Source organism: Candidatus Frankia nodulisporulans (assembly GCF_902806475.1).
In the GTDB taxonomy this organism is placed as follows: domain Bacteria; phylum Actinomycetota; class Actinomycetes; order Frankiales; family Frankiaceae; genus Frankia; species Frankia umida.
Map to the genome: position 1 here is coordinate 1 of NZ_CADCWS010000263.1, position 5,589 is coordinate 5,589.

Sequence of the window (5,589 nt, forward strand, 5' to 3'; positions counted from 1 at the left end):
GAGAGGTGGTAGTCGCCGCCGTGCCAGCCGGGGTCGCTGGTGATCGCCTGGAGCTGGACCGCGTACAGGCCGATCTGTTCGGCGGTCGCCACCGCGCCGCAGGCCACCACGACCGCGCGGGCGACGCGCCCGGGGTGGCGAACGGCCCATTCGAGCGCGCGCATCCCGCCCATGGAGCCGCCGACGACCGCGGACCAGCGTCGGATGCCCAGGGCGTCGGCGAGCGCGGCCTCGGCGTCGACCTGATCGCGGATCGTCACCTCGGGCCAGCGTGAGCCGTAGGGACGCCCGTCCGGTGCGGGACTGGCCGGACCGGTGCTGCCCTGGCAGCCGCCGAGCACGTTGGGTGCGACGACGAACAGGCGCTCGGTGTCCAGCGCTCGTCCGGGTCCGATCAACCCGTCCCACCAGCCGGGACCTGGATGGCCGGGTCCGGCCGGGCCCGCGGCGTGGCTGTCGCCGGTCAGCGCGTGCAGGACGAGCACGGCGTTGCTCGCCGTCGCGTCCAGCCGGCCCCAGGTCTCGTAGGCGATCTGGACCCGGGCCACATCCCCACCGCGCTCCAACCGCAACGGCTGTCCCAGCCGGGCGAAACGGCGCTCCCCGACCGGATCGACACCCTCCCGCCACCCCCCGAGGACCGCGTCGTCCGGCGCCGCCATGGAGGGTGCGCCGGGTGGGAGGGGCCAGGGCGGGGCCGCCCCGGCGGTGTGGGCCGGGGCGGCGCGGGCGTCCGGGTCAGGGCTTGGCGGCACGGAATCCGGCATCGAGATCGGCGAGGATGTCGTCGATGTTCTCGATGCCCACCGACAGGCGGATCAGGTCGCCGGTCACGCCGGTGGTGGCCTGCTCGGACTCGGTGAGCTGCGAGTGGGTCGTCGTCGCCGGGTGGATGATCAGGGAGCGGACGTCGCCGACGTTGGCCAGATGGCTGAACAGTTCGACGCCGTCGACGAAGCGCCGTCCTGCGGCCGCGCCGCCGGCGATGCCGAACGACAGGACCGCCCCCGCACCACGCGGCAGCACCTGCCGTGCCCGGTCGTACCAGCGGGACGAGGGCAGACCGGGATAGGCGACCCAGGTGACCTCGTCGCGGGCCTCGAGCCACTCGGCGACCCGCTGGGCGTTCGCGGTGTGCCGCTCGATCCGCAACGACAGCGTCTCCAGGCCCTGGAGCAGCAGGAACGCGTTGAACGGTGAGATCGCGGCGCCGATGTCGCGCAGCAGCTGCACCCGGGCCTTCGCGATGTACGAACCGTGGCCGAGCGCGTCCCAGTAGACCAGGCCGTGGTAGCTCGGATCCGGGGTGGTGAAGTTCGCGAACCGTCCGGATGCGCCGTAGTCGAACCGTCCGCCGTCGACGATCACACCGCCGATCGTGGTGCCGTGCCCGCCGATGAACTTCGTCGCCGAATGCACGACGATGTCCGCGCCGTGTTCCAACGGCCGGTACAGGTACGGCGTCGCCAGCGTGTTGTCGACCAGCAGCGGGACGCCATGGGTGTGGGCGACCTCGGCGATGCCGGCGGTGTCGAGCACGTCGCCGCGCGGATTGCCGATCGTCTCGCCGTAGAACGCCTTCGTGTTCGGCCGGACGGCGTCGCGCCACGCGCCCAGATTATCGGGATCGTCGACGAAACTGACCTCGATGCCCAGCTTGGGCAGCGTGTAATGGAACAGGTTGTACGTTCCGCCGTACAGGCTCGAGGACGAGACGACGTGATCCCCCACCTCCGCCAGGTTCAGGATGGCCAGCGTCTGCGCGGCCTGACCGGACGCGGTCGCGAGCGCGCCGATGCCACCCTCGAGCGCGGCGACGCGCTGCTCGAACACGTCCTGGGTCGGGTTCATGATCCGGGTGTAGATGTTGCCTGGCTCGCCCAGGGCGAACAGGGCGGCCGCGTGCTCGGTGTCGCGAAAGACGTAGCTCGTCGTCTGGTAGATCGGCACCGCTCGGGCGCCGGTGGTCGGATCGGGCTGTGCGCCCGCGTGGATCTGCTGGGTCTCGAACGACCAGCCGTCGGAGCTCATCTGGTGACTCTCCCCGTGTCGTCAATCGGCGAACTCCTGCCCCCGTGGCAGGAATATGGCAGGAATCTGGTGCTGCGACGCGCCGCCACCCCGCCCACCTCGACCGCCCCCGAAGGCGAGCGCCTCACGAGCGCCTGCCGTCGAAGCGCCGATGCCCACCTGCCGGGTCCCGCACGACGAACGCCACACGACGGATGTCGGACCGCCGATGTCGGACCGCGGAGATCGACCTGGCGGGTGCCGCGCGACGGATGCCGCACGGCGCAGGTGCTGACGGTGGAGAGGTGGCGGCCGTCCATGTCGTTCGGCGCGTGCGTGCCGATCTCTCGGGCAACCCGCGTTGGTCGATCGCGGACCGGCTGGGGCGGTCCTGGTGATCGCCGCTGTTCAGGAGGCGGTGTGATGCGGTGCGTGGTGGCCTCGGCGACACTGCTCCGTCGTGGCCGCGTGGGCGACCGGACAACCCGGGCAACATCGTGGGCCGACCGGCCACCGGTGCGGACGTCGCGCCTGTGACCTCACGGTTTCGACGCTAGCAGCGCCAGTCGCGTTTGTCTGCGTTCAGGGTGGCCGCCCGAAGCCCGCGTGTCACATCGCCGCAACATTCACTGACCTGCCGATCCGTTCGGTGCGCCGGTGGAAGGTGGAACGGGTCGGGTCGCCTCGTGTGGACCGTCGGCGATCCTCGCCACCACCGTGCCCAGCGACCACGGATCGCCCTGACCGCGCCAGCCCTCTGATCCGGAAGGCCCGCCCGGGCCGTCCCGTGCGGGCCATGGCGCCTCGGTCTCTGTTCGTGGCCGCGGATGGCCAGGGATGGTCCGTCGGGGCGGTACCGGGTCTAGTGGTCGGAGCTGGGGACGCCGGCGAGTTCGGAGTGCAGGCCGGCGCGGGTGGCCAGGTCGGTGGCCAGGTCGGTGGCCAGGGCGCGGGCCCGGGGCAGTACCGCCGCGATGTCGGTGGTGAGGATGCGGGCGTCGGCCACGATCCGTTCGCCGTCCACCCACACCCCGGCGATGTCGCGGGGGCCGGCGCAGTACACGACGGCCTGGTAGGGGTCGTGCACGAAGGCCATGGACGGGCTCGCCTCGGCGAGCAGGACGAGGTCGGCGGCCTTGCCGACCTCGAGGCTGCCGACGGTGTCGCCCAGGCCCAGGGCCTGGGCGACACCGAGGGTCGCCATCCGCAGGACGGCGGGTGCGGAGAGGATGTCGGCCTGCTGGTGGTGCACCTTCTGCAGCAGCGCCGCGGCCTTGATGGTCTCGAGCATGTTCTGCGAGTCGTTACTGGCCGCGCCGTCGACGCCGAGACCGACCGGGACCCGCTCGCGCAGCAACCGGGGCACCTGGCAGACGCCGCTGGCCAGGATCATGTTGGACACCGGGCAGTGGGCGACGGCGACGTCGTGCCGGCGCAGCAGGGCGATGTCGGCGTCGGAGAGCCAGACGCAGTGGGCGGCGACGGTCTGGGCGTCGAGCAGGCCGAGGTCGGCCGCGAACTCGATGGAACTCGCCCGACGACTGGTGCGCGACGCGGTGACCTCCTCGCGCACCTCGTGCAGGTGGACGTGCAGGCGGGGGACCTCGGCGAGCAGGGAGCGGGTCGCGGCGAGCAGGGCGTCGCTGCTGGCCGGGACGGTCGCGAGCCCGACCCGGAAGCGGGTGCGCCGGGAGCCGGCGGCGGCCTGCGCCAATGCCTCGTGCTCGGCGAGGATGTGCTTGAGGGGGCGATCATGTGGCAGGTCGGACGGCCCGAAGGAGACGTCACCACGCAGGCCGACCTCGTCCAGGGCGGTGACGACACCGGGGGTGATCGGGGTCGCCCCGGGCGCCGAGCAGAACATGTCGGCGGCGGTGGTCACCCCGGACAGGGCCAGTTCGGTGGCCTTGAGCAGGGTGCCCACGTACGCCATCTCACGGGTGAGGGCGTCCTCGATCGGCTCGACGACGTGGACGAACCACTCCCACAGGGTGTGTGTCTCGCCGATGCCGGTCACCAGCCCCTCGGAGAAGTGCCCGTGGCAGCTGACGAAACCGGGGATGAGGATGCCGCCACCGTCGCCGAGAACCGGCAGGTCCGCGAAGCGGGCCCGGACGTCGTCGTGGTCACCGACGGCGGCGATCCGCCCGTCGACGACCGCGACCGCCCCGTCCCGCACATGGCCCGGCGCACCCATCGTCAGCACATGACGTGCCCGCAGCACGAATCCCGTGCCCGAGGTCGTGGGGGAACCGGCGACGGTGGCGGAGTCAGTCACTTCAGTCCAATGCTCGTGTTCAGGTAGGTGTTGGTGAACAGGTTGGCGGGGGTCAGGCCGCTCTTGACCGGCTTCTTCTGCCCGGCGTAGATCGGGGTGAGGATCTGCAGCATGCGGGCCACCCGGGCCTGGTCCATGTCGCCGATGGTGGTGTTCGAGCCGTTGGAGACCAGGCTGCGGTCCTTCATCGCCTGGACGGCGTAGGCGGCGAGACCAGGGGAGTAGCTCCAGACCGAGGCCTTGTCGGCCTTGACCGCGTCGATGATCAGGTTGTTGGCCGTGGCGGGCTTGGCCATGAAGTCGACCTGCGAGGCCTGGACGATCGGCACGAGCTTGCGCAGGCAGGGGGCGAGCTTGTTCTCGTCCCCGCTGCGGATGGCCAGCGCCTGGCCGTACACCGGGTAGCCGGTGTCGTTGATGAGCTGCAGGTTGACGTCGTAGCTGTGCCCGTCACCGAGTTCGTGCTGGTAGATGTAGGGCTCGGAGGTGGCGAAGCCAGCCTCGGCGACCTTGCCATCGGCGGTGACCCACCGTGACGGCGAACCGTCGTAGCCGCCGTCCACCTGGCCCTGGCGCAGGATGCCGGCGCCGAGCAGGTACTGCATGTACGAGTCGGTCTCGTAGTAGAGGACCTTGGTGTCGGACTGTCCGATGTCCACCAGGGTGGTGAAGTTCGGGTAGACCTTCTTGTCCCACATGATCATCATAGGGCTCACGTCGAACGGCGCGAACACCGCCTTGGTGGGCTGGGAGGTCGAGTTCTGGATCGACTCGTCGGTTGACACGACGCCCAGGGTGATCGCCTTGTCGACGTACATGTGCGCGCTGACCTGCTCGAAGCCGATCGCCGGCCCGCCGAAGCGGACCTCGATGTCGACGCCGGTGTCCTTGCCACCGGAGACCAGCGATCCGGTGATGCGCTTCTTGGCGGTGTCGATCTTACGGTCCGGCCCGAGCAGGTTGTAGAGGTAGCCGTACTCGGACTCCGCGAACCAGTCGGTCTGCACCACGACCGTGGCCGGGCAGGCGCCGCGCAGGTCAAGCGCGCTGCCGGACACGGCGGCCGGGGCGGTGGACGCCCCCGATGAGGAGGAGTCGCTGCCCGCGGTGTTCCCGCTGCATGACGCCACGGTGAGAGCCAGCGCCGCGGTGGCGGCGACAATGCCACCCCGCTTCAGTCGTCCCATTTCGCTCCTAGTTCTGGAGGGTTCTCGGGGAACCCTCGGGGTGACACGTTTCCGCTCACGACCGGCCCGCCACCAGGGCGAGATGGCGGGATCGCCGCGGCCGCCGCGGAGTCA

4 protein-coding genes are annotated in these 5,589 nt (G+C 70.8%); all 4 read right to left on the reverse strand.

Annotation, left to right across the window (positions count from 1 at the left end):
• A partial coding sequence (locus tag G6R24_RS17650) for an alpha/beta fold hydrolase (RefSeq protein ID WP_163550321.1) occupies positions 1-767 on the reverse strand: 767 nt, incomplete at its 3' end.
• The gene (locus tag G6R24_RS17655; protein WP_163550322.1) at positions 739-2,031 is read right to left on the reverse strand and encodes a bifunctional o-acetylhomoserine/o-acetylserine sulfhydrylase; all 1,293 of its coding nucleotides are present in this window, start codon (positions 2,029-2,031) and stop codon (positions 739-741) included. The genes G6R24_RS17655 and G6R24_RS17650, both read right to left, overlap by 29 nt.
• 841 nt (positions 2,032-2,872) lie before the next feature.
• Positions 2,873-4,288, reverse strand: coding sequence for an amidohydrolase family protein (locus G6R24_RS17660; RefSeq protein WP_225438667.1), 1,416 nt, complete (start codon positions 4,286-4,288; stop codon positions 2,873-2,875).
• Entirely contained in the window at positions 4,285-5,475 is a 1,191-nt protein-coding gene (locus G6R24_RS17665; RefSeq protein WP_163550323.1) for a hypothetical protein, read from the reverse strand. Before G6R24_RS17665 ends, G6R24_RS17660 begins: the two co-directional genes overlap by 4 nt.
• Positions 5,476-5,589 lie beyond the last annotated feature (114 nt).

Coding starts and splice junctions, on each gene's coding strand:
- G6R24_RS17655 (WP_163550322.1), bottom strand. CDS start 2,031: ATGAGCTCCGACGGCTGGTCGTTCGAGACCCAGCAGATCCACGCGGGC.
- G6R24_RS17665 (WP_163550323.1), bottom strand. CDS start 5,475: ATGGGACGACTGAAGCGGGGTGGCATTGTCGCCGCCACCGCGGCGCTG.